Genomic DNA, 25,813 nt, shown 5'->3' with positions numbered 1-25,813 from the left:
TGTTAAGCACGCCGCCAGCGTTCATCCTGAGCCAGGATCAAACTCTCATGTTTAAAAGTTTAATTCCGAATCAGTATAAAACTGACTTGTTTACTTGATATGTAAGAATCAGAGATTCTTACTAGGCAATGATTTTCAAAATCAAGTTTTGAAAATCCTCACCCTTTAATAAAGGTTTTTGTTTCGTCTTAGAAACTAAATGAATTTCAAGGATACATGTTTCATTTTGAAAATGTATTAATTCAAGGTTTGTTTCACTGTTCAGTTATCAATCTTCGTTTGCTCTGTGTGACTTGCTGTCCCTCAGTGCTCGATTATAATATCATCCTGAAACCCCAGTGTCAACAGATATTCTGTGATTTTTTAAAGTAAATCTATTCGCCTCAAAAGGCTAATTTGTATGATTTGTGTGAATTGTATCAATTATTTTTACAATTAAACTGTATCACCCCTATATGTAGCTCTAATCACAATATTAGCTAACGAGATATAGCATCTACCGCTTCCTTTACATTTGCCACACCAACTACCTCTATACCTTCTATTCCCTTGACACCCGCGAGGTTGGAATATGGAATAATCGCCTTTTTAAATCCAAGCTTCTTTGCTTCCCTGACTCTCTGTTCTGCCATAGACACAGAACGTACCTCACCAGACAATCCTATTTCACCAAATACAATTGTGCCTGAATCCATAGGTATGTCCTTTTCGCTTGAATAAATAGCCATGGCAATAGCTAAATCGATTGCGGGCTCATTGATACGCATTCCACCGGCAATATTTACATATATATCTGAACGACCAAGAAATATTCCGCAGGATTTGTTAGCTTTTGTATCGCGCATACGCTCTAATACAGCAACTAAAAGGTTTACTCTGTTATAATCACAGCCTGTGGCCATTCTTCTTGGAATTTCGAAGGCTGTTTTGCTAACAAGAGACTGAATTTCAACAAGGATTGGGCGTGTACCCTCCATGGCGCAAGTAACAATAGAGCCCTCGGCATTCTCTGGGCGTCCATCCAGCATAACTGCAGATGGATTTTTAACCTCTGCAAGACCTGTGTCACGCATTTCAAACACACCAATTTCATTTGTAGAGCCAAATCGATTCTTGACGCCACGAAGAATTCTATAAGAAGCGTGTCTATCACCTTCAAAGTATAAAACTGTATCTACCATGTGTTCCAACACACGTGGTCCTGCAACAGTTCCTTCTTTTGTAACGTGTCCAACTATAAACACAGCTATTCCCTGTACTTTTGCGATTTCCATGAGAACACTTGTAGACTCTCTTACCTGAGTAACTGAACCTGGAGCTGAACCCACAGCCTCATTGTACATGGTCTGAATAGAGTCAATAATAAGAACCGTTGGCTTTTCGCGTTCTACAACGGCTTTTATTGTATCGAGATTTGTCTCGCAGAATAAATCAAGCTTATCATTGAACTGACCAAGACGATCAGCTCGAATTTTAATTTGCTGGAGAGACTCTTCGCCTGAAACATACATGACATTTACACCTGACTGGCAAAGCAGACGGCAGGTCTGTAACAAAAGTGTAGACTTACCAATACCTGGATCTCCTCCCACGAGTACCATGGAGCCAGGGACAATTCCTCCGCCTAATACACGGTCGAACTCTTCTATATTAGTAGATATACGATGCTCGTTTGAGGCAGTAACATCAATAAGCTTTGTAGGTGCAACGTCTGCCACTTTCGCTCTAGCCTTAACTTTTGTCTTATCTACTATTTCCTCAACAAGACTGTTCCACGCCCCACATGCTGGGCACTGACCAGACCACTTTGAAGTTTCGTTACCACATTCCTGACAGAAAAAAACTGAAACATTTTTCTTTGCCATAATTATTCTCTCCTTTACAAAAAATCTTCCCACTTATTATATAAATGGGAAGATTGATTAATTGATTTTATAGTTTATTAAATTCTCTTTACCTGTACTTCAACAGCAACCCCTGGATCAAGCTCTACTGATAAATTAAGCTTTCCTCCAAGATTAGTCTTCATTTGTCCGGCATCAGAACCACCAACAGTAATAGCGTACTCTGTTTCTGGTTCCAGCTCCAAGGTAATCATCGCATCGCCTTTACCCTCTACTGTAAAGGAAACAGCATCTGATGTGCAATTGAACTTTTCAACTGCTGTGCCTGGCACTGACTCGTATACAAACATTCCGTTTTTCTCGAGCTTGGTAATGTCTGAAAAAGTCTTTACCTTGTACAAATCCCCTTCGTGTTTAAAATCCTCAAGCTTTTTCTTGTCAGCCAAGGTGTAATCGCCAAAGCTGATACTTCCATCTGCTTCAGTGCGAATTAACTCGCTAATAACAGCCATCCTTACTCCTCCTATGCCACTGCTTAATTGCAGATTGTCTTATGCAAATTATAGCAAAGGAATTTGGTTTTAACAATAAATGACTGCGTGAAAATTATTATTTTTCAAAAACAACAGTGTCCGCTTTAACCTTAGCCTTTACGGAATCACCAGACTTGAATTTGCCTGCAAGAATCTCTTCTGCCATAACATCCTCGAGGGAAGTCTGAATCTTGCGGCGGATAGGTCTGGCACCATATTTAGGATCATATGCTTTTTCTACAATCCATGTCTTTACAGCAACAGGGATAGATACATCGATATCCATCTGCTCCTTGCAACGTGCAACAAACTGCTTAACCTGAAGTCCGGCAATCTGCTTCATATCGTCCTTGGTAAGAGCACGGAATACGATAGTCTCATCAATACGATTCAGGAATTCTGGCTTGAAGATACGCTTCACCTCTTCCATAACGCCATTTTTCATGAATTCGTAATCTTTGTTGGCATCCTCCTTTGATGCAAAGCCAAGCTTCTTTGGCTCAATAATAGCCTGGGCACCAGCATTAGATGTCATGATAATGATAGTATTTTTAAAGTCTACTTTACGTCCCTGAGAATCTGTAACGTGACCGTCATCCAAAATCTGAAGAAGGACATTGAATACATCAGGGTGTGCCTTTTCAATCTCATCAAAAAGGATTACCGAATATGGATTTCGGCGAACCTTTTCAGAAAGCTGACCGCCCTCATCGTAACCAACATATCCTGGAGGTGATCCAATCATCTTTGACACAGAGTGTTTCTCCATGTACTCACTCATATCAACACGAATCATAGAAGATTCTGTTCCAAAGACAGCCTCAGCCAAAGCTTTGGAAATCTCTGTTTTACCTACACCTGTAGGTCCTAAGAATAAGAACGAACCAATAGGACGTCCCTTTTCTTTTAATCCAACACGACCACGGCGGACTGCTCTTGCAACCGCAGAAACAGCTTCCTCCTGACCAATTACTCTCTTATGTAAAATGCTTTCTATTTTTCTAAGGCGCACAGACTCCTGCTCTGTAAGCTTTGCAACTGGAATCTTTGTCCAAAGAGCTACAACTGTAGCAACATCATTTTCTGTAAGAACAGCAGGTTTTGCTTTACGCTTTTTAGCAGCCTTCTTGTCCTCTGCTTCCTTCTTTGCAACGAGCTCGTCCTTTTGCTTTTTGATGATACTAGCCTGAGCTATGTCACCATCAATGATAGCCTGCTCCATGTCATCAGCCAACTGCTGAATCTGAGTAATCAGAGTGTCATCCTTAGGTACGCGCTTTACAAAAGAAAGCTTCAATGAAGCTGCTGCTTCATCCATTAAATCAATAGCTTTATCAGGAAGGAATCTATCAGCAATGTATCTTTCTGATAAAGTAACACATGCTTCAACAGCCTCGTCTGGGATGACAACTCCGTGATGTTCTTCGTAAAGATATCTAACGCCCTTAAGGATTTCGATAGTCTCCTCCTCAGAAGGCTCTTCAATCATAACTGGCTGGAAACGTCTCTCGAGAGCCGCATCCTTTTCTACGTATTTACGATATTCTGTAATGGTAGTAGCACCGAGAATCTGAATCTCGCCACGAGCCATTGCTGGCTTTAAAATATTAGAGGCATCAATAGCACCTTCTGCTCCACCAGCACCGATAAGTGTATGAATCTCGTCGATAAAGAGAAGGATATTCCCCTCTTCAACAACTTCTGCGATAACCTTTTTGATTCGCTCTTCGAATTCACCACGGTATTTTGATCCTGCAACCATACCTGATAAATCCAGTGAAAGCACTCGAAGGTCGCTAACAGAATCAGGAACATTTCCTTCAACTATACGCTGAGCCAAGCCTTCAACGATGGCTGTCTTACCAACACCTGGCTCACCGATAAGACAAGGATTGTTCTTTCCTCGTCTAGATAAAATCTGAATAACACGCTGAATCTCTGTATCACGTCCAACTATAGGATCCAACTCGCCCTCTTCAGCCATAGCTGTAAGATCACGAGAAAACTGATCCAAATATGATACTTCATTACGTCTTGCACGGCCACTGTTAATAGCCTGCATTTCTTCCTTATATACAGTGCCTTCTGCACCCATTCCTGCTACAAGCTCTGAGAAAAGCTTGTGTGGGTTAACATCCAATGAATTGAGAAGTCTTGCACCAGAACAATCCTGCATACGAATCATTGCAAGAAGAAGGTGCTCTGTACCTATAGTTTTAGAATTGCACTTTTCAGCCTCATCAGCTGCATGGTCTAAAAGCTGCTCCATCTTTGGAGTGTAGCCATCTCTTTCCCTGATTACCACATCTCCACCTGGAGAGATAAGCTCCTCCACTAACTTAAGAAGAGCCTGTTTGTCTACACCATTAGAATTCAAAACCTTGGCAGCAAGAGAATTCTCCTGTTCTATGATAGAGATAAGGAGGTGTTCTGTACCGACATAGCTATGCTGCAGTGATTTTGAAAGTTTTGATGCACCTGAAATAGCTCGTTTCGCCTGCTTTGAATATTCCATTATCTTCTCCTTTATTAAAGATCATTAAGATCCATCATATTTAAGCTTGAGTTTCTACGAGAATCATAGTTTGAAGCTGACTCAATATATGTTGTAGAACGAGCATCCTCGTACTCATCATCATATTCTTTCTCATCTTCGTATTCCTCTTCATCGTAATCCTCCTCTTCATCCTCTTCCCTTGAATGACGATTGAATACAATTGAACGAGGTAATCTGCGTGGTGTTTTTGTCTTCTCTGGAGCTTCTGCAAATACATCTCCATCGAAATCATCTTCTTTGTCGCGAGACTTAACAAAAGAATTGATTAGTAAGAATACAAGGATGACACAGAAAATAATAAGTCCCATGATTACCTTGCGATAGGTATCAAGCTTACTAACATAAATATCTACATTATCATTTACAGCAGCTGCTGTATCGTCTACATCTGCACTGCTTCCAGAACCTGCTAAAGAAAGGAGCGCTTCGTCCATTCTTGAAACTGTCTGATTAGCGCTATCGTATACAAACCAACCTGTGGCGCCTGCGTTATTTGTACCATATACATAGTAGAAATCTGAACCGCCAAGTGTATAGGCTGTAGCTGTGCCACCTGTAACCTCAAGTGAAGTAGGTGTGAAGTCAGCTGAAGGACCTTCGTTTGAAGATGAAACAATAACATAATTCTTAGATGAACCAAGCATTAAAAATTCTGAAACTGTACCAGCTTCTGCATTATATAAATAGAAAACACCTGAACCTGCAGTATTATCAGCTGGCTTTAAATAAAGAAGTGTGATGTTTCCATTTGTAGGCTCGCTGTAGGTGCTAGAGCCAATTGTAACTGTAGTCTTTGAAAAGCCTGATGGCATTTCTGAATCTGAGTAACGTTCTGATACAACGTATGAAACACCATTAATATCGAAGCCGCCGCTACCATTAAGCGTACCAACTGCACCTTCTGCTGGTGTTGCAGCAACTTCTGCTGGAGCCTCCTCCGCTGGTGCCGCCTCTGCTACTGGCTCTTCTTCTACTGCTACCTCTGTAGTCTCCTGTGCTGCTGTTGTTTCCTGTGCTGCTGGCTCTGCTGGTGCGGCACCACCACCTATTGAAAGTGTAGTACTGCTACCTGAGCATGAAGTAGATGAAACTATGATAGATGCTGTGCCTGATGCTGCAGCTGTGAAAACAACATCACCTGACTTTCCAGAGAAAGAAACTGAATTACCAGAGGTGGTGTATCCAGAGCCTGTGCAGCTAACAAAGGTAAGCATAGCTGATGTATATTTGACAGTGATAGTGCCTGACTCTGAAGCTGTAACAGACACTGTAACCTTATCTCCAACGGCAGGAGAATTCTTAGAAACTGCAATCATAGTGGTGCCCTGAGCGAATACCACAATATTCATAGCAAAAACGAGCATAACTATAGCTAAAACACTAATTGTTCTTCTCATCAATTTATTCATAACAAATTACCTTCCATTTCCTGTGACAGGTGCAACAACACTAGAGATTGCTACTGAGCCCCTTATATCACACTATATATAGATAATTTAATTATAGATAAACGTCAATTCATAGTCAACAGTTCCGGCAAAGTAAAAAGAGCCATATACCACCTGATAATCCCGAATAAGAACCTACTATTCCAGCGGTATGTTCAGACAAATCTATACCAAAAATGAATAGAATAAGAAATATTATTCCTAAAGCAAAGGATAATGCCAAAACAGCAAAAGAAACTATCAGTTCTTTGTCTAATCTTTTTCTCATAAATAAGTACCTCCGTTCATAAGCTATCTTTAGGATGATAAGAGTATAATTCTTTCGAGTGTCCTTATTTATGTACGAATATATGTTCCTTTTTGTTATATCAGCTGATTGTGTTGGAACACAAAAAAGGATGTCGCCAAAGCAACATCCTTTCATATCATATAGGTAGTTTAATCTTCTACTCCTCCAGGAAGAACTGTACTATCAGAAGAGTTATTAGTAATGAATGCATCAGTTTCTACGGTGACAAGCTGATTCTTATCATCAACAACAACGCTGTCAATATTTATCACCTGATTGTTGGAGCCTGACTGGATATTTTTATTAGCCAAATTATCCTTTATAGTGTTCCCATGACTTTTTCTACCAAGGGTCTCTGAATAAACCTTTGCATCATTGGCTGCAATAAACAGATTGTTTTCAACGACATTGGTGGCATCGCTGGCATTCTGCACCACCATGCAGCTGTTCTCAGAATTCAGCACAGTGTTACGTGAAAATCTGCAATCAACGGCAGTTCCGTTTCTTCTGTCACTACCTCCAATACTAATTCCAGCGTAGCCATCATTATTGACCAGTGTATTATTTGTGACATTAATATCACGGGTGTTTTTTCCTTTGTGCTCACAGGACACTTCTATACCAATATCACAATTCATAACAAAATTATCATAGATATCGATATCCTGTCCTCCATCAACATAAATCCCACCGGCGCACTTACAATCATAAGTAACATTTGTAGCTGGGTCAGAAGAAATATTTACAACGGTATTATCATGAATACTACCTCTTTTGGCGGTATCGTTTTTATTTTTAGTGGAATGCTCATAACCTATAGCGTCAATTCCAATATTGTCACAGTCATGTATGTAATTACCTGAAATCTCAAAGCCTTTGACATATCCATTAATGGCAATGGTCTCGCTCTGGCCAAGGTTAAGATTGTATAGTTCACAATTTAATATATCAATATTAGAAATCGGGTGCCTGTTATCATCAGGATCACTTGAAACCAGTATTCCGTGAGCATTGTAATTCTCGGAATCATCTACATATTTGCAACCCATATCATGGATTTTGCATCTGGAGATTGTGACATTACAAGAAGACTCACCAACCTCAATACCAATAGGAGCAACCTTCGCAGATGGCTTGTTTATGTAGAGACCAGTGATTTCCAGATTCTCTATAGTGACATTTGATGCATTAATGTAAACCATGGTGCCAGTGTTTCTGCCGGGCTTGATACCTGAACCATCTAAAATTGTACCGTTCTCACCTTTAATAGTGATTCCACTTTTCTCCTGATCAATATAAAGCTGTTCCTTATACACTCTGGCAGGAACTAAAATGGTATCCCCCGATTCAGCAGCTTCAATGGCCTGAGTAATTGTTTTAGTGTCCTTGCCTACCTCGATAACTTTTGGACTATTCTTTGCTTCCGTAGTGATAGAGGTACTTCCCAAAGCAACAAGTGCTACCAGAACCGAGGAAAGCAATAATAATCTTTTCTTCATCAATTCTCCTTTCAACAAAGTTGTGTTCCTGTCGATTATAACATATTTTAAATATTTTTGTAACTTTTTTGTAATTATTATAGATGATAGCATCATCAACAATAGTTTAATAACAAAAGCAGTGTATTTTTGTATAGCATTAAGTACGATTTCGTAATACAATTTATCGCTAGGTGCATTTTATATTTGGTTGGCTTTGATTATTGGGCAGACAAACTTCTAGAAAGGTTTGTCTGTTTTTTATATCCATTTTTTCCTGTCGAAGGGAGGCATTAACCAATATGAAAACCTAGATAAAGTTTTCCTTTGAATGTACAAATTTTTAAATTATAATGAAGGAGAACTTAATTGAAGAAAAAGAAAATTCAATGGCATCCAGCTTTTTATAGTGGTATCGAGCTGGAGCTTAGAGATTACAGAGATAACCTTGAATTTATCACTGAATTCGAGCTATCAAGAAAACCGCTAAGAATGGATATGCTTATTATAAAGAAGAACACAGATGAGATAATCTCCTCTTCTTTTGCAAGCATATTCAGAAGATACAACATAATCGAATATAAAAGTCCAGAAGATGAATTATCTGTAGATGATTTCTACAAATCTGTTGGCTATGCATTGATTTATAAAGGACTTGGCAAGAAGGTTAATGAAATACCTTTATGTGACATAACTGTTTCAATTTTCAGGGATAGTTATCCAAGGGAAATGTTTCAGCAGCTGAAGATAGATGGTGCAACTATCTCTAAACCTGCACCTGGGATCTATTTTGTAGAAGGGATTTTTACAATACCTGTTCAAGTAGTTGTAACTAGCCAAATAAAAGATGATTCATGCTGTGCTTTGAAGATTTTAAAGAAGCAAGCTAAAATCAATGATATTAAAAGATTTGTTTCTGAAACAAAAAAATATAGAACTCAAGGTGATATAAATAATATTGATGCCATATTGGATGTGTGTTTCCCTATTAACAGAGCATCTTTTAGTTCAGTAAAGGAGGAAGATGGTATGTGTGAAGCATTAAGAGAATTGTTTAAAGATGAATTGGAGGAAAAAGAGCTAAAAGGTAAGCTTGAAGGTAAGCTTGAAGGCAAGCTTGAAGGTAAGCTTGAGTCTCTAAAGAAAATTATAAAAAATATGAATATAAGTACTGAGCAGGCTATGGATATATTAGAAATTCCTGAGAACGAGCGAGCAAGTCTTTTAAAAATGCTTTAATCCAAACATAAAATATGGGGCGTCCGTTATGGGCGCCCCTAATATTATGCCTCGCTATCTTCTTTCTCGTCTGAACTTTTTTCAGATTTTGTCACTATAACACTATCTGCTTCAATATTGATTATTGTAGATTTTTTATTTTGCTTTTTATCCTCTCCAGATTCATCTGAAGTGATATTGGTAAAACAGTAGGAATAACCTTTTTCCTTAACACGTTCAGCAGGTACTATGATTATATCCTTTGCTTTATAAATATCAGAATCAGTACCACAGATCAAATCCTCTCCTACTCTAGAGTACACGTAGAGCTCTTTATCCTCAGGCTTAAAATCACGTAAACGCAAGAGAATACGGCTGTGCTTTTTAATAGTAGATATAAACAACAGTGTGCAAAGCCCTACCATCAATGTTACCGCAAGTATAAACACTAGATATACCACATACTTACCACTAGGAAGAGTGTTTTTCTCATCACTTACATATCTGTAGCCATACCAAGAGAAAAGCCATCCTGTAAAGAAAATACTAACAAGTAAAAAAGCATTGCCTACACCCATAACTTTTTTACTTTTATTGATAGCATTAATAATCAAACACACTACAAACACTATTAAAAACAATGTAGCTATAAGCAACAATACCATGGCTACGTTTTCTGACATAGACAACCCCATGCTCCAGTTACAAAAATACATAGTCAAGAAAACTACCAGCGCCCTTCCTATGTCTTTTTTCTTCTGCCACTCATTGCCAGCCATCAGCACCTCTATCTCATTCATCTGCGTGGCATGCCACAGGCTCCATCCCATAATGATAAGTGGGCCAACGACGGCTGAAATGGCACCATAGTTTTTAACAAACCAACTAACAACATTCATACATTAATCCCCCTTTGCCATATTTTTGTATATCTGAGTATTATTTTATATATAGTGTTTTATGTCGTCAATAATTGCAGAATAATCATATGCATATTTCTATGAAAGAACCAAGTTACTAAATACAAAAAGGACCTGACGGATAGCGTCAAGTCCTATGATTCTTAAGTCAGCTTAAAGCATAGATTTATATTTTTCATAATCAGTTTTAGGAATATCCAGAGCTTCCATCGCTTTTTCGGCGGTGAGCTTTAGATTCTTCATGAGGTTTCTGATGGATTCAATTCTGGTATTATCTGTCCCTTTTTCTATGCCTTTTTCTTCAGCATCGTGCCTGATGATAGCTTCTTCTTCCCATCTTTGCATAAACTTTACACCCACTTCCTCACTAGCCTTCACCTGTGAAACTCTGGCTTTGATTTTGTCCAGATTTGGCGAAGATTCAATGATAGTTTCTTCATTTTCATTATATTCAATGAATTTCATGAGCGCAAGGAATTCCGAAGAAACATCTTCATGATTCTTTCCATGAGTATTAATGAATATTCGTCTGGCACCATCCTCAAGTTTAAGTTCTGGAAAATCTGTACATCCATATTCGAAAGCATATACGTATTTTCCCAAGCCAAACATATCAAATGGAGTAATCATTATAATTGTGGTGTTTTTAATATTGTTAAAATCTACCTCTCCAGGCGCCAGTAAAGATGAGTCTATCAATGCCTGATAATACCTTGACCTCTTAATCAGATCATCTCTCTTTTCCTTTTGCATCTCTGTATTATAAATGGTGGAATTTTCATCCATGGCAAATACATCAACCCTTATAGATCTGAGCCATGGCGCTGTTCTAAATTCCTTTTCAGTCTGAGATTGCGTAAGAAGATTCAGCTCCTCATCTCCTAAAATAATTCTGAGCAATGCTTCATAGGTTTCGCTGTCCTCCATTGCTTCATCAAATAAAAATTTGTCCAGTAGTGTTAATTCCTGTAGGGTCTTCAAATCATTACCTCCTGCCCTATTCTCAACACAAATAACAAATGACTTAACTATTAATTTTAAGAATTTCTTTGGGAAATCTCTGTCAACAATATAACTTTAGATAAAAAAACGAAACTCAAAGATATGAGCATGAGAATATTAACATAATAATTTTAGATATGCAATAAGTTGTTAAAAAAGTTTGTACATAATCAGGGCCCAGTGCCTATGCACTGAGCCCTATTATAACTATAATCCTAAAAATTTAAACAATATTATTCTCCGCTGCCGCCTTTTGAAGAGTGGTAATGTCTCTCTTTTCTGCAATACCTGTTGTTGAATAATGACGATATGCTGCAACTACATCTGGATTCAGATATTTGTAATTATCAGCATTGAAAAGTGTAGCAAGCATTGCCTAGTCCTCGGCAGAAACTGTTCCGTAATGAACCTGACTTGAATCTTTTGCCTGTGTAAGCTCGTCAGCCTTTGCTGTTGGAGCAAAGCTTAAGAACATAGCAAAAGAGAGCATTGCACATAAAGCAACAGAAAAAATCTTCTTTGTTCTCATGTAAAAATCAAAGGCGCCCGTGTGGGGGCGCCCCATAAAAATATCACCTATTATCTTCAAGAATTTTCTTTAACTTAATATATTTTTCCTTTAAATCTTCTGGAACATCTAAATCCAAATCAATAAAATTTTCTAGGATATAATCTTCGAGTTGTTGTAGCTCTGCATCAATTTTATCATTAGCATCCAACAAATATAGTTTTATACCAAGTTCATCTGCCCTAGCCTCTCTTCTAGCTGTAGCCGCACGCTCTTCTTCAGATATGTTTACAGAGAATGCATATGGCTCCTTTGCTTTTGGCTTTTTAATATTTTCTTCCATTTCTAACATCCTCCTTCAGATATTGTTTGTAAGTATATGAAACTAATCTTATTAACATTTCAAGTACTCAAGGCGCCTTTACTATCTCATTTTAGCTTGCCTAGGAACAAATTCTATTTTTAAATCCATACCCAACCCATCAGCTAACCTTTTCAAAAGATTAACAGATGGATTTCTAGTTCCATTTTCAAGTCTACTTATATCAGCCTGTCCTATTCCGGTAATTTCGGCCAATTCCTTCTGTGTGAGATTTCTTTGAATCCTAGCATCAATTATTGCACGCTTAATATCAAGCTCAGGCTGTATAGCATCCCATTCTTTTTTAAACTCAGGATCTTTAAGTTGTTCATCTAAATAACTGTCAAAACTCTTCATATCACTTGCTATTCCTTTCTAAATAGTCCGAACGATACTTCTTTGCTAAATCAATTTCTCTTCTAGGAGTTTTCTGTGATTTCTTTATAAATCCATTCGTAAGTATTATTTTTCCACCATAATAAAAGAAAAATAACACCCGAGAAATGTTTGAGCCTTGTTTAGTTCTCAATTCAAATATTCCATCTTCCAAATACTTTGTATATGGTGCACGCATTGCATTTCCCTTTTCTTGTAGAACCAAAATATCTCCAGTAATCTTAGCTCTCATTTCTTTTGTGCATGCATCCAAAAATTCTTCAACTGGGCACTCTAAATTAGCCTTTTGATATAATTCTACCTTAAATTCGTTCATTTAATATTTTTAATTATATGATATATATATCATATCGTCAATAAACCTCCAATTCTTATTTATTCTTTATTTTTCCATTAAAAATAGGATTATTGCGTGGCTGAATACCACAAAAGAGACCTGCAATTTTGCAAGTCAATGAACCATATAGAAATTGTCAGTATCACAGGAAGGATATTACTATCATAGATAATAGAAGTCAAGACATGTTTGAGATGATATCTCTTCCTCTTTATGTGAGGTGAGTTTTATTTGCATGGGGGGGTGGATAGGTTTATCGCAGAGATGTCTACATACGAGAATTCTTCGTTTATTTGCGATAAAGATGCGGAGATTTGTGGCTACTTTTATCGCAGGGATATTTAATATTAAGATTTCTGGGAATGTTTGCGATAAATGCTGTGCAAAATGAGGCTAGATTATCGCAGATAAAATTATTTATAGGATTTATAGGATGTTTTGTGATAAAGCAAGGATTTTTACAGAACTGATTTTCTGTGATAAGGTGTTACTTTAGAATATAAACAACACGGGAGACCCGCGGATTACGACGGGTCCCCCATTTGTGTAGGAATGTATTTTTTATACCTGGTTGAAGATATAAAAAGCTATTTTTTTGTGGTATAGCAAATCACAGTACCGATTTGCCCTACCCCATGAAAAATATTGAAAGAGTTTTAGCACTTTGTGCCTTAAATAATGTTTTTGTAAGGACTTTACCCAACCATTTTTTAATACTTAATGCTAATTCAGCACAATTTATTCTATATTATGGGTTATCCTAAAATCCTTCTACAGTAACAGCAATAGTCTTTGATGCTGTTCCACAAGTAATTGCAACATTAACAGCATCTGTTGTATTTGCTGTTCCTGTTAATGTAACTATATTGCCTTGTGCATTAATTGTAAATGTTGAATCTGCTACTGTTACAGCGGCATTTTCTGATACAACAGTAAACGTTGTTACCTCTTCTGTTCCTGGATCTACGGTAACCGTAATATCAGCTGTCGCTGTGTCACCAGATTTTGTTATAGTGAGTGCATCATCAGTAACTCCAGTAACTTGAATAGATGCAGGTATTGAATTTGCTGTCCATGTTGCTGTTACAGTTGCAGGTCCTGTGATTGTCTCATCTGATAACTGAACTGTTGTACTTGCAGCAGTTGTATTTCCACCAATTGTAATTGTCCAACCTGCAAATGTAAATCCACTCTTTGTTGGTACATTTAGGCTGATAGCATCAGAACCAACTGTATAACTTGTTGGGTTAGCTGTTTCTACTGTTCCTCCAGCATAATCATATGTAATTATATAAGATACTGGATCTGGATCTGGGTCTGGATCTGGTGTTCCTGGATCAGCGGCAGCTGTTGTTGTGATTGTTGTCTGACCCACAACACCACTTGCTGTATTCGTTGCCTTTACTTTGATTTCTGTTCCAGCTGCTACAGTGCTTTCTACAGATAATAATCCTGAAGTACTAATTGAAACTCCAGTAATTGCAGCATCAGATGAATCTACTGCTGACCATACTACCGAACTATCAGTTGCATTATCAGGTGTAACAGCTGCGCTCATCTGCAATGAACTACCTGCTGCTACTGTTGTAGCGCTCTCAGCTCCTGTAACTGCAATTGCTGTTACTGCTACTGGCTCTGCTACATTTAATTCAACTGTTGCTGTTGCTGTTACAGTTTCGCTTGCTGTTGTTGCAAATGTTACTGTTACTTCAATCGCTTCAGCTGTGGCATCTGTTGTTACAAATCCACTTACATTTGAAATAGTCCAATCATAATTAGTAGCTGCATCATTTGCAGTTGTCAATACAGCTGTTCTAAATGCTGTATCATCATCTCCTACTGTAGCATTAAATGCTGTATAAGTAGCGTCTTCGATTGCTAACTTGTCTGCTGACACTTTTGCTGCAATCTGCTCAGGTGTTTCAGGCTCTGTTACTGTTACTGTACATGTTAATGTTAATTCTCCATCATTAATTGTTGCAGTAACAGTAGCTGTTCCTGCTGATTTACCAGTTACTACTCCGTCTTCTACTGTTGCAACGATTTCAGGACTAGATGCCCAAACTACTGTTGCTTCTGCTGGAAGATTCGCAATTGTTAATGTTGTAGTTTCTCCTACATATACTGTTGCTGTAGCTGCTAATGTTGGATCTGTTGAAATCTCACCACTTTCACCTGAGCCTGATTCAGAACTACCACCTGAACCTGACGATTCAGAACCAGATGATGAACTTGAACTAGATGATGAGCTACTTGAGCTACTTGAACTACTGCTTCCACCTGAAGATCCGCCAGATGAGCTGCTTGAGCTTGAACTAGATGCCTTTGGAGCTGCTGCCATAGCTGCTGCAGGATCTGTAATTCCATTTGCCTCAGCATAAGTAATAGCTGCAGGAGTAAGAACTACAGTTGAATCTGCGATAGATGTTACTGTAACACCAGCCTTAGCAGCTGCTGCTAATGTAGTAACAGGACGATTCTCCTTAGAACCGATTGCTGCGTAGTGGATATAGTACTTAATAATATCTGATCCAAATTTTCCCTTTAAATCAGAATAAGCACTAGCGTAAGCACTAACATTGAAATTAGCACTTAAAGAACGTCCCTCATACAATCCGCATCTTACGAAATGATTGAACAACGCATCTTTGTTGTCTCCAAACTTAGCAACTACGTCTGGATTCATCTTCTTGTAGTACTCATAATCGAATAAACTCTTAAGTACTGCTCTTTCAGAAGCTGAAACATTTCCATAGCTAACCTGTGCGGCACTTTTCGCCATTGAAAGTTCTGCAGCCTGTACAGGCATTGTACAGAATACTGTTGCTGCAGCAACTACGAGAGAGAGCGAAAAAGTTGCCAAAAACTTTCTGTTCTTCATGTAAAAGTCCCCTTTCTACAATTTTCGGGTATGAACCCGTGTCTGTTATGTATTGTAACTCTATGCATTGCTATTTGCAATGCAGTTGCCATGCAATTTGCGTTGTTTCATAATTTTTTCACACAATTAATATGAAAGTATGAAGAAAGGAGAAATTTATGGCATTTATACTAAAATCAGACAAAAAAGAAACTGAGAACAAAACAATAAGATTTCCACTAGATTTGATAAATAGAATCGAGAAAGCTATTACAGGAAATGAAGTTACCTTCTCAGGATTTGTAATACAAGCCTGTGAATATGCTTTAGATAATATGGAGAAAGACAAAAAATAAAAGCGTATTGCAAAATGCAATACGCTTTATTTTTTATCAGCGCCATAGATTAACATCTTGTGATTGTTTGTGATGGTTTGTGATTATTTTTTTATTTTGTGATTGTTTGTGATGGTTTGTGATTTTTGCATTTAATATCATTTCTCTATTTTAAAATCAAAAAAGCCAGCGGTATGAAAACCACTGGCTTTTTAACACCTCATCAGTCACCTTCGGTGCCGGGAGGCATGAGACTAAACTGCTAAGAAGAACTTGATAAGGAAAAGAACTGAAATTACATAAGTAAGTCCTGATACTTCCTTAGCCTTGCCTGTAAATACCTTAATGAATGTGTAAGAAATCATTGCAAGACCGATACCATGTCCGATTGAACCTGAGATTGGCATACCGATAAGCATGATAGTAACTGGTACACAAACTGAAAGATCATCAAAGTTTACCTTCTTAAGACCTGTCATCATAAGTACACCAACATAAATAAGTGCTGCTGATGTAGCTGCTGCTGGAATGATTGCAGCGATTGGTGCAAGGAAGATGCAAAGAAGGAAAGCGATACCGCATGTAAGTGCTGTAAGTCCTGTACGTCCGCCTGCCTCTACACCTGAAGCTGACTCAATAAATGTTGTAACTGTAGAAGTACCTGTGCATGAACCAACGATTGTACCAACTGAATCAGAAAGAAGTGCTTCCTTCATGTTTGGCATGTTACCTTCACGGTCAACCATACCTGCACGTGAAGCTGTACCTACAAGTGTTCCGATTGTATCGAACATATCGATGATACAGAATGTGATAACAAGTGTGATTGCTGTGAACCAGCCCATCTGAGCGAGTCCTGCAAAATTAAACTTGAAAAGTGTAGTAGCTGCCATATCGCCAAAAGCTGGTACGAATGAAGCTGTCTCAAGTGAAGCAAATGGGTTATTTCCAAGGAAAACAGCATCGCACACCCAGTAAAGAACTGAAGCTGCAAGCATACCAGTGATAACAGCACCCTTAAATCCCTTTGTAGCAAGAACTACAATAATGAAAAGACCAACGAACATTGTGACAGCTGAAAGAACCATTACTGGATAAGCATCTGTCATTACGTCTCTAGCATGTGAAGCTGTAAGAGCTCCAAAGAAATCCTTCATTACAAAGAACTGATTGTAATTTGAATCAGCAATATAAACATTTGAACCAAAGCCAATATTAAGAAGCATAAGACCGATAGCTGGTGAGATACCAAGTCTGATACCAAGTGGGATTGCATCTACAATCTTTTCACGTACATTAAGAAGTGAAAGGATAAGGAATACAATACCTTCAATAAGGATAATGCAAAGCATTGACTGGAATGATTGCACATAACCCATTCCTGTAGTAGCAACAAGCTGACCAATAACGATTGCCATGAATGAGTTGAGACCCATACCTGGAGCAAGACAGAATGGCTTGTTAGCAAGGAATGCCATTACAAACATAGCAACTGCAGATGAAATACATGTAGCAAGGAATACACCATTCCAGAGCTCAGATCCGCCTGCCTTGTAGTTTGTAAGGATGTTTGGATTCAAGGCAATGATATAAGCCATTGTCATGAATGTTGTGAGACCGGCAAGTACCTCAGTCTTCACTGTAGTGTTGTTCGCACTAAGCTTGAATTTTTTCTCTAACATATTTTCCTCCTTTTATGTTAATTATTTAATACTAGCTTTAACAAATGCACTAAATAATGGATGTGGCTTGTTTGGACGGCTCTTAAATTCTGGATGGAACTGAACACCAACATGGAACTTGTTTGTAGAAACCTCTACTGCCTCTACTACCTCATCATTAGGTGATGTACCTGAAATAGTAAGTCCCTTAGATGTCATTATCTCTCTATATGAATTGTTGAACTCGAATCTATGTCTATGACGCTCTGAAATATTATCCTCTCCATAAGCCTCGTGAAGCTTTGTATCTGGACGAATTGCACATGGGTAAGCACCAAGACGCATTGTACCGCCTTTACGAAGTACTGCCATCTGCTCTTCCATAAGGTCGATTACGCAGTTCTTTCCTGTGCTGTTGAACTCTCTAGAGTTTGCATCCTCAAGACCACAAACATTTCTTGCGAACTCGATAGCTGCAACCTGCATACCAAGACAGATACCAAGGTAAGGAATATCATTCTCACGAGCATACTGACAAGCAATAATCTTACCCTCGATACCTCTATCACCGAAACCACCTGGAACTAAGATACCATCGCACATTCCAAGCTTCTCTTTAACATTCTTCTTTGTGATTTCTTCTGAATCAACCCACTCAACCTCAACGTGAGCGTTATTTGCATAACCACCATGATAAAGAGCCTCACGAACTGAAAGATATGCATCGTGAAGAGCAACATACTTTCCAACGATAGCAATCTTTGTAGTCTTCTTAAGACCCTTGATAGTCTTAACCATGTCTTCCCATTCCTGAATCTTTGGCTCACGATTCTCGAGACCAAGCTCACGGCAAACAACATCATCAAGACCATACTTATGCATCATAAGTGGTGCTTCATATAAGCAATCAAGAGTATCATTCTCGATTACGCAGTCCTTCTTAACATTACAGAAAAGAGAAATCTTATCCTTAATAGACTGCTCAAGTGGATGATCAACACGGCAAACAATAATATTTGGTGCGATACCAAGTGACTGAAGCTCCTTAACAGAGTGCTGTGTTGGCTTTGACTTATGCTCCTCTGAGCCTGAAAGCCAAGGAACTAAAGTAACATGGATGAATAAGCAATTCTCACGCCCCTTCTCAAGAGAAACCTGACGAATAGCCTCAAGGAATGGCTGTGACTCGATATCACCTGTTGTACCACCAATCTCTGTGATAAGAACATCACAATCAGAAGTCTCAGCACCCATGTAGATGAATCTCTTAATCTCTTCTGTGATATGAGGGATAACCTGAACAGTCTGTCCAAGGTACTCACCCTTTCTCTCACGATTAAGGACATTCCAGTAAACTCTACCTGAAGTAAGATTAGAATATTTGTTAAGACTCTCGTCGATGAAACGCTCATAGTGACCAAGGTCAAGGTCTGTCTCTGCTCCATCATCTGTAACGAAAACCTCACCATGCTGATATGGACTCATGGTGCCTGGGTCTACGTTCATGTAAGGATCAAGCTTCTGTGAAGCCACCTTATATCCCCTCATTTTAAGTAGACGTCCTAATGACGCTGCTGTAATACCTTTTCCTAAACCTGATACTACACCACCAGTAACAAATACGTGTTTTGTCATCATATACTCCTTTATAATCTTTTTTACTTCTACGCCCTTTTTATTCAACTAAAAAAGGAGTCGAAACGTACACCCTTAGACTAAGGTGCTTTCAACTCCTAACTATTCAAATATGAAATCCAACTATTGCACAATGGTATAGCTGCCACATATTTCCTCCTAAAAATAAAAAAAAGCGTTTTTTTTTACAAGAAATTTCTTCCTCGTAAAAATGTACGCCCTGTACTTAAAGAATATACAACAAGGTTTAATTTTTGTAAAGAGGGAAAATAAAACTTGACAGATTGTCTCGCCTCCCGGCTCGGTCGTTGCTAAACAGGCTCCACTGGAGCCTAGCAACCCTCAATGGGAAGCCTTAGGACAAAATTTGTGTTTTGTTTATTGTCATTTTTTCCGTCTACATTTATAATACCTAAGGTTAGAATTTATTACATATAATAAGAAAGAATAATATTGATTATGGAAAACAAACAGTTTAAACTCGGCATCGACATCGGCTCTACTACAGTAAAAATCGCCGTGTTAGATGATGAAAACAATCTTTTATTTTCAGATTATCAGAGACATTTTGCTAATATCCAGCAGACTCTCACAGATTTATTAACACAGGCCAAGTCTATGCTTGGACAGATTGAAGTAAGACCTATGATTACAGGTTCTGGCGGTCTCACTCTCGCAAAGCATCTTGGTGTTGAATTTGTACAGGAAGTAATTGCTGTTTCCACATCACTTACTCACTACGCTCCACAGACAGATGTTGCTATCGAGCTTGGTGGTGAGGATGCCAAAATCATTTATTTTGAAAACGGAAATGTTGAGCAGCGTATGAATGGTATCTGTGCCGGTGGTACAGGTTCTTTTATCGATCAGATGGCTTCACTTTTACAGACAGATGCTACTGGTCTTAATACATATGCAAAAGATTACAAGGCTATCTATCCTATTGCTGCCCGTTGTGGTGTTTTTGCAAAGACAGATATTCAGCCTCTTATTAATGAAGGTGCTTCTAAAGAAGATCTTTCAGCTTCTATTTTCCAGGCAGTTGTTAATCAGACTATCTCTGGTCTTGCATGTGGTAAGCCAATCCGCGGACACGTTGCTTTCCTTGGTGGTCCACTTCACTTCCTGGATCAGCTCAAAGAAGCTTTCATTCGTACATTGAAGCTAGATGAGGAGCACACTATCGATTTAGATAATTCACACCTTTTTGCAGCTATCGGTTCTGCTCTTAATTCTAAGGAAGAAAATCATGTTCCTATGGATGAGCTCATTGATAAGCTCTCAGAAGGGATCAAGATGGACTTTGAGGTTGCGAGACTTGAGCCTCTCTTTGAGTCAGAGGAAGACTTCCGTGAGTTCAAGGACAGACATGCCCTAGCAGAAGTAAAGAAGGGAGATTTGGCAAATTACCATGGAAATGTTTACCTTGGTATTGATGCTGGTTCTACTACTACAAAGCTTGCTGTTGTAGGTGATGATGGAACACTTCTTTATTCTTTCTACTCAAGCAACAATGGTAGCCCACTTGCTACATCCCTTAAGGCATTAAAAGAGATTTATTCTATCATGCCTGAGGATACACATATCGTACATTCATGCTCTACAGGTTATGGTGAGGCACTTTTAAAGGCAGCTCTCCAGCTTGATGATGGTGAGGTAGAGACAATCGCTCACTACTATGCTGCAGCATTCTTCAATCCTGAGGTAGACTGTATCCTTGATATCGGTGGACAGGATATGAAGTGCATCCGCATTAAGAATGGTGTTGTTGACAGCGTACAGCTCAACGAAGCATGTTCTTCAGGTTGCGGTTCCTTCATCGAGACTTTCGCTAAGTCACTTGATTTCAGCGTACAGGATTTTGCAGAAGAAGCTTTATTTGCTCTTAATCCAATCGACCTTGGAACACGTTGTACAGTATTCATGAACTCAAAGGTTAAGCAGGCACAGAAGGAAGGTGCTTCAGTAGCAGATATTTCTTCAGGTCTTGCTTACTCAGTAATTAAGAATGCTTTATTTAAGGTTATTAAGCTTTCTGATGCTTCAGAGCTTGGAAAGAATATCGTAGTTCAGGGTGGCACCTTCTACAACGATGCTGTTCTTCGTTCACTTGAGAAGACAGCTGGTGTAAATGTAGTTCGTCCTGATATTGCAGGTATCATGGGTGCCTTTGGTTGTGCCCTTATTGCTAAGGAGCGCTACGAGGAAAATCCTACTACCACTACTCTTGGCATTGATGAGATTAACAATCTTACATTTGATACAAAGCTTACACGTTGTCAGGGATGTGTAAACCACTGTCTCCTTACAATCAATCGTTTCTCTGGCGGACGTTCTTTCATCACAGGAAACAGATGTGAAAAGGGTGCAGGCGGTGTTAAGAATAAGGAAAACATCCCTAACCTTTACGATTATAAATACAACAGATTATTTGATTACGAGCCTCTTTCAGAGGAGGAAGCTACTCGTGGAACAGTTGGTATTCCTAGAGTACTTAACTTATATGAAAATTATCCTTTCTGGGCTACATTCTTCAAGGCTTTGAAGTTCAGAGTTGTTTTATCACCACGTTCTAACCGTAAGGTTTACGAGCTTGGTATTGAATCAATTCCATCAGAGTCAGAATGCTACCCAGCAAAGCTTGCTCACGGACATGTACAGTGGCTTATCAACGAGGGAAATGTTGACTTCATTTACTATCCATGTATTCCATATGAAAGAAACGAGTTCCCAGATTCAAATAACCACTACAACTGCCCTATCGTTACTTCTTATGCAGAAAACATTAAGAATAATGTAGACGAGATTACAAGTGGAAAGGTTCGCTTCCTTAATCCATTCATGGCATTTACAAGCGAAGAGATTTTAGCTTCTCAGCTTGCAAAGGTATTTAAGGAAGAGTTTGATATTTCTGAAGGTGAAGTTCGTGCCGCTGCCCATGCTGCTTGGCTTGAGCAGGAGCATTTCAGAAATGATATGTATGCTAAGGGTGCCGAGATTCTTAAGTATTTGGAGGAGACTGGAAAGCACGGTATCGTTCTTGCAGGTCGTCCTTACCACGTAGACCCTGAGATTAACCACGGTATTCCAGAGCTTATTAACAGCTACGGTATTGCAGTTCTTACAGAGGATTCTATTTCAAACCTCGGTGAGGTTGAGCGTCCTCTTATCGTTATGGATCAGTGGATGTTCCACTCTCGTATGTACGCAGCTGCAAACTATGTTAAGAAGCATGATAACCTTGATTTGATTCAGCTTAACTCATTTGGTTGCGGTCTTGATGCTGTTACTACAGATCAGGTTGCTGATATCCTTACTCATTCTGGCAAGATTTATACATGCCTTAAGATTGATGAGGTTAATAACCTTGGTGCTGCACGTATCCGTGTTCGTTCATTACTTGCAGCACTTCGTGTAAAGAAAAAGAAGAAGCAGGAGCGCACTATCGTTCCAGCTAACTATAACCGTGTAATGTTTACAGAGGATATGAAGAAGAATTACACAATTCTTTGTCCTCAGATGTCACCTATCCACTTTGATTTGATTGAGCCTGCCTTTAATGCTGCCGGCTACAATCTTGTGGTACCAGACATCCCTACACGTACATGTGTAGATGTTGGTCTTAAATATGTAAACAACGATGCTTGCTATCCTTCACTTATGGTTATTGGTCAGCTTATGGCTGCCATCGACACAGGTGAGTTTGATATGAGCCGTACAGCTCTTTTGATTTCTCAGACTGGCGGTGGATGTCGTGCTTCAAACTACATCGGATTTATTCGCCGTGCACTTGCTAAGGCTGGATATCCAGATGTACCAGTTATTTCACTTAACCTTAGCGGACTTGAGCCAAACCCTGGATTTAAGCTTACACCAAGCCTTATCCAGCATGGTCTTTACGCTCTTACCTTCGGAGATATTCTTCTTCGTTGTGTTTACAGAGTTCGCCCATACGAAGCAGTTCCTGGTTCAACAGATGAGCTTCATGAAAAGTGGAAAAAGAAGATTGTAGAATTCGTTGGTACTCCAAAGATGCTTTCTCATAGAAAGTACAAGAAGATGTGCCGTGAGATAATTCGTGATTTCGATAATCTTCCTATTATAGAAGGACTTGTTAAGCCAAGAGTTGGTATCGTAGGTGAGATTCTTGTTAAGTTCCTTCCAGCAGCAAACAATCATCTTGCTGACTTACTTGAGCAGGAAGGTGCTGAGGCAGTTGTACCTGATCTTACAGACTTCTTACTCTACTGCTTCTACGATTCAACCTTCAAGGCTGATAATCTTGGAGCAAGCAAGATGTCAAAGCACATTGGAAACCTTGGAATTAAATTCTTCGAGTGGCTCAGAAGTGCTGCTAGAGATGAGTTTAATAAATCAAAGAGATTTACAGCTCCAGCTTACATTAAAGATACTGCAGATCAGGCTAAGGATATTGTATCAATCGGAAATCAGACTGGTGAGGGATGGTTCCTTACAGGTGAGATGCTTGAGCTCATTGAAAATGGTGCAAGCAATATCGTATGTATTCAGCCATTCGGATGCTTACCAAACCACGTTGTAGGTAAGGGTGTAATCAAGAGAATTCGTCATGAGCATCCAGATGCAAATATTGTAGCCATCGATTACGATCCAGGTGCATCAGAGGTAAATCAGCTCAATAGAATTAAGCTTATGCTTTCTACAGCAAATAAAAACTTAGATAAAAAAGAGGCATAAATAGTAAAAGCCAGCTCATCATGAGCTGGCTTTTTCGTTATATGTTCGATGCTATTATACGGAACTCGTATGGTTTGAGATACTGATTATCTCTTTCAACGGATGGATAGTTTCCAAAGATTATTCTGTCTCCGTAGAATTCTACAGAACGGTTCGAAGATGAAAGATTACAGTAAATGTATAAGCGTTCATCCTTTGCTTCTCTGGTGAAAATATACACATCACTTGGGGCTGCAACCTTTCTATAGGTACCCTCGCTCAACGCCTTGGAATTCTTTCTGAAGTCTATCATCTGTTTGTAGAAATTCAGGATACTGTTCTCATCTTCAGTCTCAGTTTCCACATTGATATATGACTTATTTTCATTAATCCTAAGCCAAGGTTCTCCTGAAGTGAATCCCGCATTTTCAGAGGAATCCCACTGTACCGGAGTTCTGGCATTATCCCTTGAGGTTCTAAGGATTAACTTTCTTCTAAGCTTATGGGTCAGAAGCATACGCTTCATGGCCTGATTAATGTTATAGGATTCAATATCCTTTATATCTCTAAGTCCTCGGAAATCACCGTTGGTCATTCCGATTTCTTCCCCTTCAAAAATAAATGGTATTCCCTTTAGAGAAAGGTTCAAACCACATAATAGCTTTGCACTCTTCTCCCAATATTCCTTCGTATTTCCGAAGTGATTTACAGAACGAACCTGATCATGGTTCTCTAAATAGTTGGCAGGAATCTCAAGAGCGTTCTGCCATTTATCTAAAATCCTTATCAGTTTATCAGGTTTATATCGTTTCTTGAGCCACTTAACACCGCCCCTGCTATCAACATCCATGTGTTCAAAGAAAAAGATAGCATCCAGCTCTCCTCTGTTTTCATCACAGAGAAGCTTTGCTTCATTTGGAGTAACAAGGATTGTCTCCCCAACTATAAAGGTCTTGTAATTTGACCATATTTCCTTATTAAATCTCTGTAGCAGTTCGTGACAGCCTTCTGTATTAAGATAATGCTCTCGACCTGTGAGAATTAATCTTCGCCTACCGTTACTAAGAGAATTCTTATATATGATGTTAATTACATCACATCTGAACCCAGATATTCCTTTATCAAGCCAGAAGCGCATCACATCTGCAATCTCATCATAAACATCTGGATTCTGCCAATTTAAATCTGGCTGTTTTTCGCTAAACAGATGTAGATAATAATCTCCATTTTCTGTTTTAGTCCATGTGCGATTACCGAAGAAAGAACCCCAGTTGTTAGGCTTGTCGCTGAATAAATAGTACTTCCTATACTTAGGGTCTCCCGCAAGGGCCTTCTTAAACCATTCGTGCTCATCACTGGTATGGTTTATAACAAGGTCCATAATAATTCTTATGCCTAGACGCTTAGCACGACTAATGAGTCGTTCCATATCTTCCATTGTACCAAATTCTGGATTTATGCCCTTATATTCAGAAATATCGTAGCCATTATCATAGCCTGGGCTTGGATAGACAGGGCTGAGCCATATGACGTCAACTCCCAAATTCTTTAGATAATTAAGTTTAGAAATGATGCCTGGTATATCGCCAATACCATCACCATTGCTGTCGCAGAATGAACGCGGATATATTTGATATACGATGGCGTTCTTCCACCATTTTTTTGTACCAGCTGCGGCCATATCGTTCCCCCATATACTCATGCGCAGTATAAATCCCATCTGCGCTCTCCCCATA

The 25,813-nt window shown here is 38.9% G+C and carries 20 protein-coding genes; 3 read left to right on the top strand and 17 right to left on the bottom strand.

What is annotated here, in order from left to right; all coding sequences use genetic code 11:
• Positions 1 to 479 precede the first annotated feature (479 nt).
• From radA to BLP54_RS10580, 6 genes are all read right to left on the bottom strand, one after another.
• Positions 480 to 1,865 carry a DNA repair protein RadA gene (gene radA / locus BLP54_RS10605; protein ID WP_090169454.1) on the bottom strand — a complete coding sequence of 462 codons (1,386 nt, stop codon included), beginning with the start codon at positions 1,863 to 1,865 and terminating at the stop codon, positions 480 to 482.
• Between the two features lie 77 nt (positions 1,866 to 1,942).
• Entirely contained in the window at positions 1,943 to 2,356 is a 414-nt protein-coding gene (locus BLP54_RS10600; RefSeq protein WP_090169453.1) for an endosialidase, read from the bottom strand.
• A 97-nt stretch (positions 2,357 to 2,453) separates the two neighbouring features.
• A complete protein-coding gene (locus tag BLP54_RS10595; protein ID WP_090169451.1) occupies positions 2,454 to 4,892 on the bottom strand; it encodes an ATP-dependent Clp protease ATP-binding subunit in 2,439 nt (812 codons plus the stop codon).
• Between the two features lie 14 nt (positions 4,893 to 4,906).
• A complete protein-coding gene (locus tag BLP54_RS10590) occupies positions 4,907 to 6,343 on the bottom strand; it encodes a hypothetical protein (RefSeq protein ID WP_090169449.1) in 1,437 nt (478 codons plus the stop codon).
• 115 nt (positions 6,344 to 6,458) lie between these two features.
• Positions 6,459 to 6,650, bottom strand: coding sequence for a hypothetical protein (locus tag BLP54_RS10585; RefSeq protein WP_090169446.1), 192 nt, complete (start codon positions 6,648 to 6,650; stop codon positions 6,459 to 6,461).
• 170 nt (positions 6,651 to 6,820) lie between these two features.
• Positions 6,821 to 8,170, bottom strand: a complete 1,350-nt coding sequence (locus BLP54_RS10580) for a right-handed parallel beta-helix repeat-containing protein (protein ID WP_176754533.1) — start codon at positions 8,168 to 8,170, stop codon at positions 6,821 to 6,823.
• Between the two features lie 348 nt (positions 8,171 to 8,518).
• On the opposite strand from BLP54_RS10580, the gene BLP54_RS10575 reads away from it, so the two are divergent.
• Positions 8,519 to 9,388, top strand: a complete 870-nt coding sequence (locus BLP54_RS10575; RefSeq protein ID WP_090169442.1) for a hypothetical protein — start codon at positions 8,519 to 8,521, stop codon at positions 9,386 to 9,388.
• Positions 9,389 to 9,432: 44 nt separating this feature from the next.
• Here BLP54_RS10575 and BLP54_RS10570 read toward each other — a convergent pair whose 3' ends face one another.
• The 8 genes from BLP54_RS10570 to BLP54_RS10545 form a co-directional block, all read right to left on the bottom strand.
• Positions 9,433 to 10,266, bottom strand: a complete 834-nt coding sequence (locus tag BLP54_RS10570; protein ID WP_090169440.1) for a hypothetical protein — start codon at positions 10,264 to 10,266, stop codon at positions 9,433 to 9,435.
• 174 nt (positions 10,267 to 10,440) lie between these two features.
• Complete coding sequence (locus BLP54_RS10565) at positions 10,441 to 11,268, bottom strand: Rpn family recombination-promoting nuclease/putative transposase (RefSeq protein WP_090169438.1); 828 nt, start codon at positions 11,266 to 11,268, stop codon at positions 10,441 to 10,443.
• Positions 11,269 to 11,512: 244 nt separating this feature from the next.
• Positions 11,513 to 11,662 carry a hypothetical protein gene (locus BLP54_RS15865; protein ID WP_176754532.1) on the bottom strand — a complete coding sequence of 50 codons (150 nt, stop codon included), beginning with the start codon at positions 11,660 to 11,662 and terminating at the stop codon, positions 11,513 to 11,515.
• Positions 11,663 to 11,665: 3 nt separating this feature from the next.
• Positions 11,666 to 11,854 carry a hypothetical protein gene (locus tag BLP54_RS15860; protein WP_176754531.1) on the bottom strand — a complete coding sequence of 63 codons (189 nt, stop codon included), beginning with the start codon at positions 11,852 to 11,854 and terminating at the stop codon, positions 11,666 to 11,668.
• Positions 11,855 to 11,861: 7 nt separating this feature from the next.
• Positions 11,862 to 12,140, bottom strand: coding sequence for a hypothetical protein (locus BLP54_RS10560; protein ID WP_090169436.1), 279 nt, complete (start codon positions 12,138 to 12,140; stop codon positions 11,862 to 11,864).
• Positions 12,141 to 12,221: 81 nt separating this feature from the next.
• Positions 12,222 to 12,515, bottom strand: a complete 294-nt coding sequence (locus tag BLP54_RS10555; protein WP_090169435.1) for a helix-turn-helix domain-containing protein — start codon at positions 12,513 to 12,515, stop codon at positions 12,222 to 12,224.
• 1 nt (position 12,516) lies between these two features.
• On the bottom strand, positions 12,517 to 12,870 hold the full coding sequence (locus BLP54_RS10550; RefSeq protein ID WP_090169432.1) for a type II toxin-antitoxin system RelE/ParE family toxin: 354 nt from the start codon (positions 12,868 to 12,870) through the stop codon (positions 12,517 to 12,519).
• A 781-nt stretch (positions 12,871 to 13,651) separates the two neighbouring features.
• Positions 13,652 to 15,772, bottom strand: a complete 2,121-nt coding sequence (locus BLP54_RS10545; RefSeq protein WP_090169430.1) for an Ig-like domain-containing protein — start codon at positions 15,770 to 15,772, stop codon at positions 13,652 to 13,654.
• A gap of 158 nt (positions 15,773 to 15,930) precedes the next feature.
• Between BLP54_RS10545 and BLP54_RS15855 the strand changes: the two genes are divergently transcribed.
• Entirely contained in the window at positions 15,931 to 16,107 is a 177-nt protein-coding gene (locus BLP54_RS15855) for a YlcI/YnfO family protein (RefSeq protein WP_090169429.1), read from the top strand.
• Between the two features lie 233 nt (positions 16,108 to 16,340).
• Here BLP54_RS15855 and BLP54_RS10535 read toward each other — a convergent pair whose 3' ends face one another.
• Positions 16,341 to 17,768: an NCS2 family permease gene (locus tag BLP54_RS10535; protein ID WP_090169428.1), complete on the bottom strand. Its 1,428-nt coding sequence runs from the start codon at positions 17,766 to 17,768 to the stop codon at positions 16,341 to 16,343.
• A gap of 21 nt (positions 17,769 to 17,789) precedes the next feature.
• Complete coding sequence (locus BLP54_RS10530; protein WP_090169426.1) at positions 17,790 to 19,382, bottom strand: CTP synthase; 1,593 nt, start codon at positions 19,380 to 19,382, stop codon at positions 17,790 to 17,792.
• 459 nt (positions 19,383 to 19,841) lie between these two features.
• Here BLP54_RS10530 and BLP54_RS10525 point away from each other — a divergent pair, with 459 nt between their 5' ends.
• Entirely contained in the window at positions 19,842 to 24,098 is a 4,257-nt protein-coding gene (locus BLP54_RS10525) for a 2-hydroxyacyl-CoA dehydratase (protein WP_090169466.1), read from the top strand.
• Positions 24,099 to 24,135: 37 nt separating this feature from the next.
• On the opposite strand, the gene BLP54_RS10520 is transcribed toward BLP54_RS10525, so the two are convergent.
• Complete coding sequence (locus tag BLP54_RS10520; protein ID WP_176754530.1) at positions 24,136 to 25,797, bottom strand: glycoside hydrolase family 13 protein; 1,662 nt, start codon at positions 25,795 to 25,797, stop codon at positions 24,136 to 24,138.
• Positions 25,798 to 25,813: the final 16 nt, after the last annotated feature.

Source organism: Pseudobutyrivibrio sp. 49 (assembly GCF_900100545.1).
Lineage (GTDB): Bacteria > Bacillota > Clostridia > Lachnospirales > Lachnospiraceae > Pseudobutyrivibrio.
The sequence above is the reverse complement of the archived record's forward strand: the minus strand, read 5'-3'. Positions and strand labels throughout refer to the sequence as shown.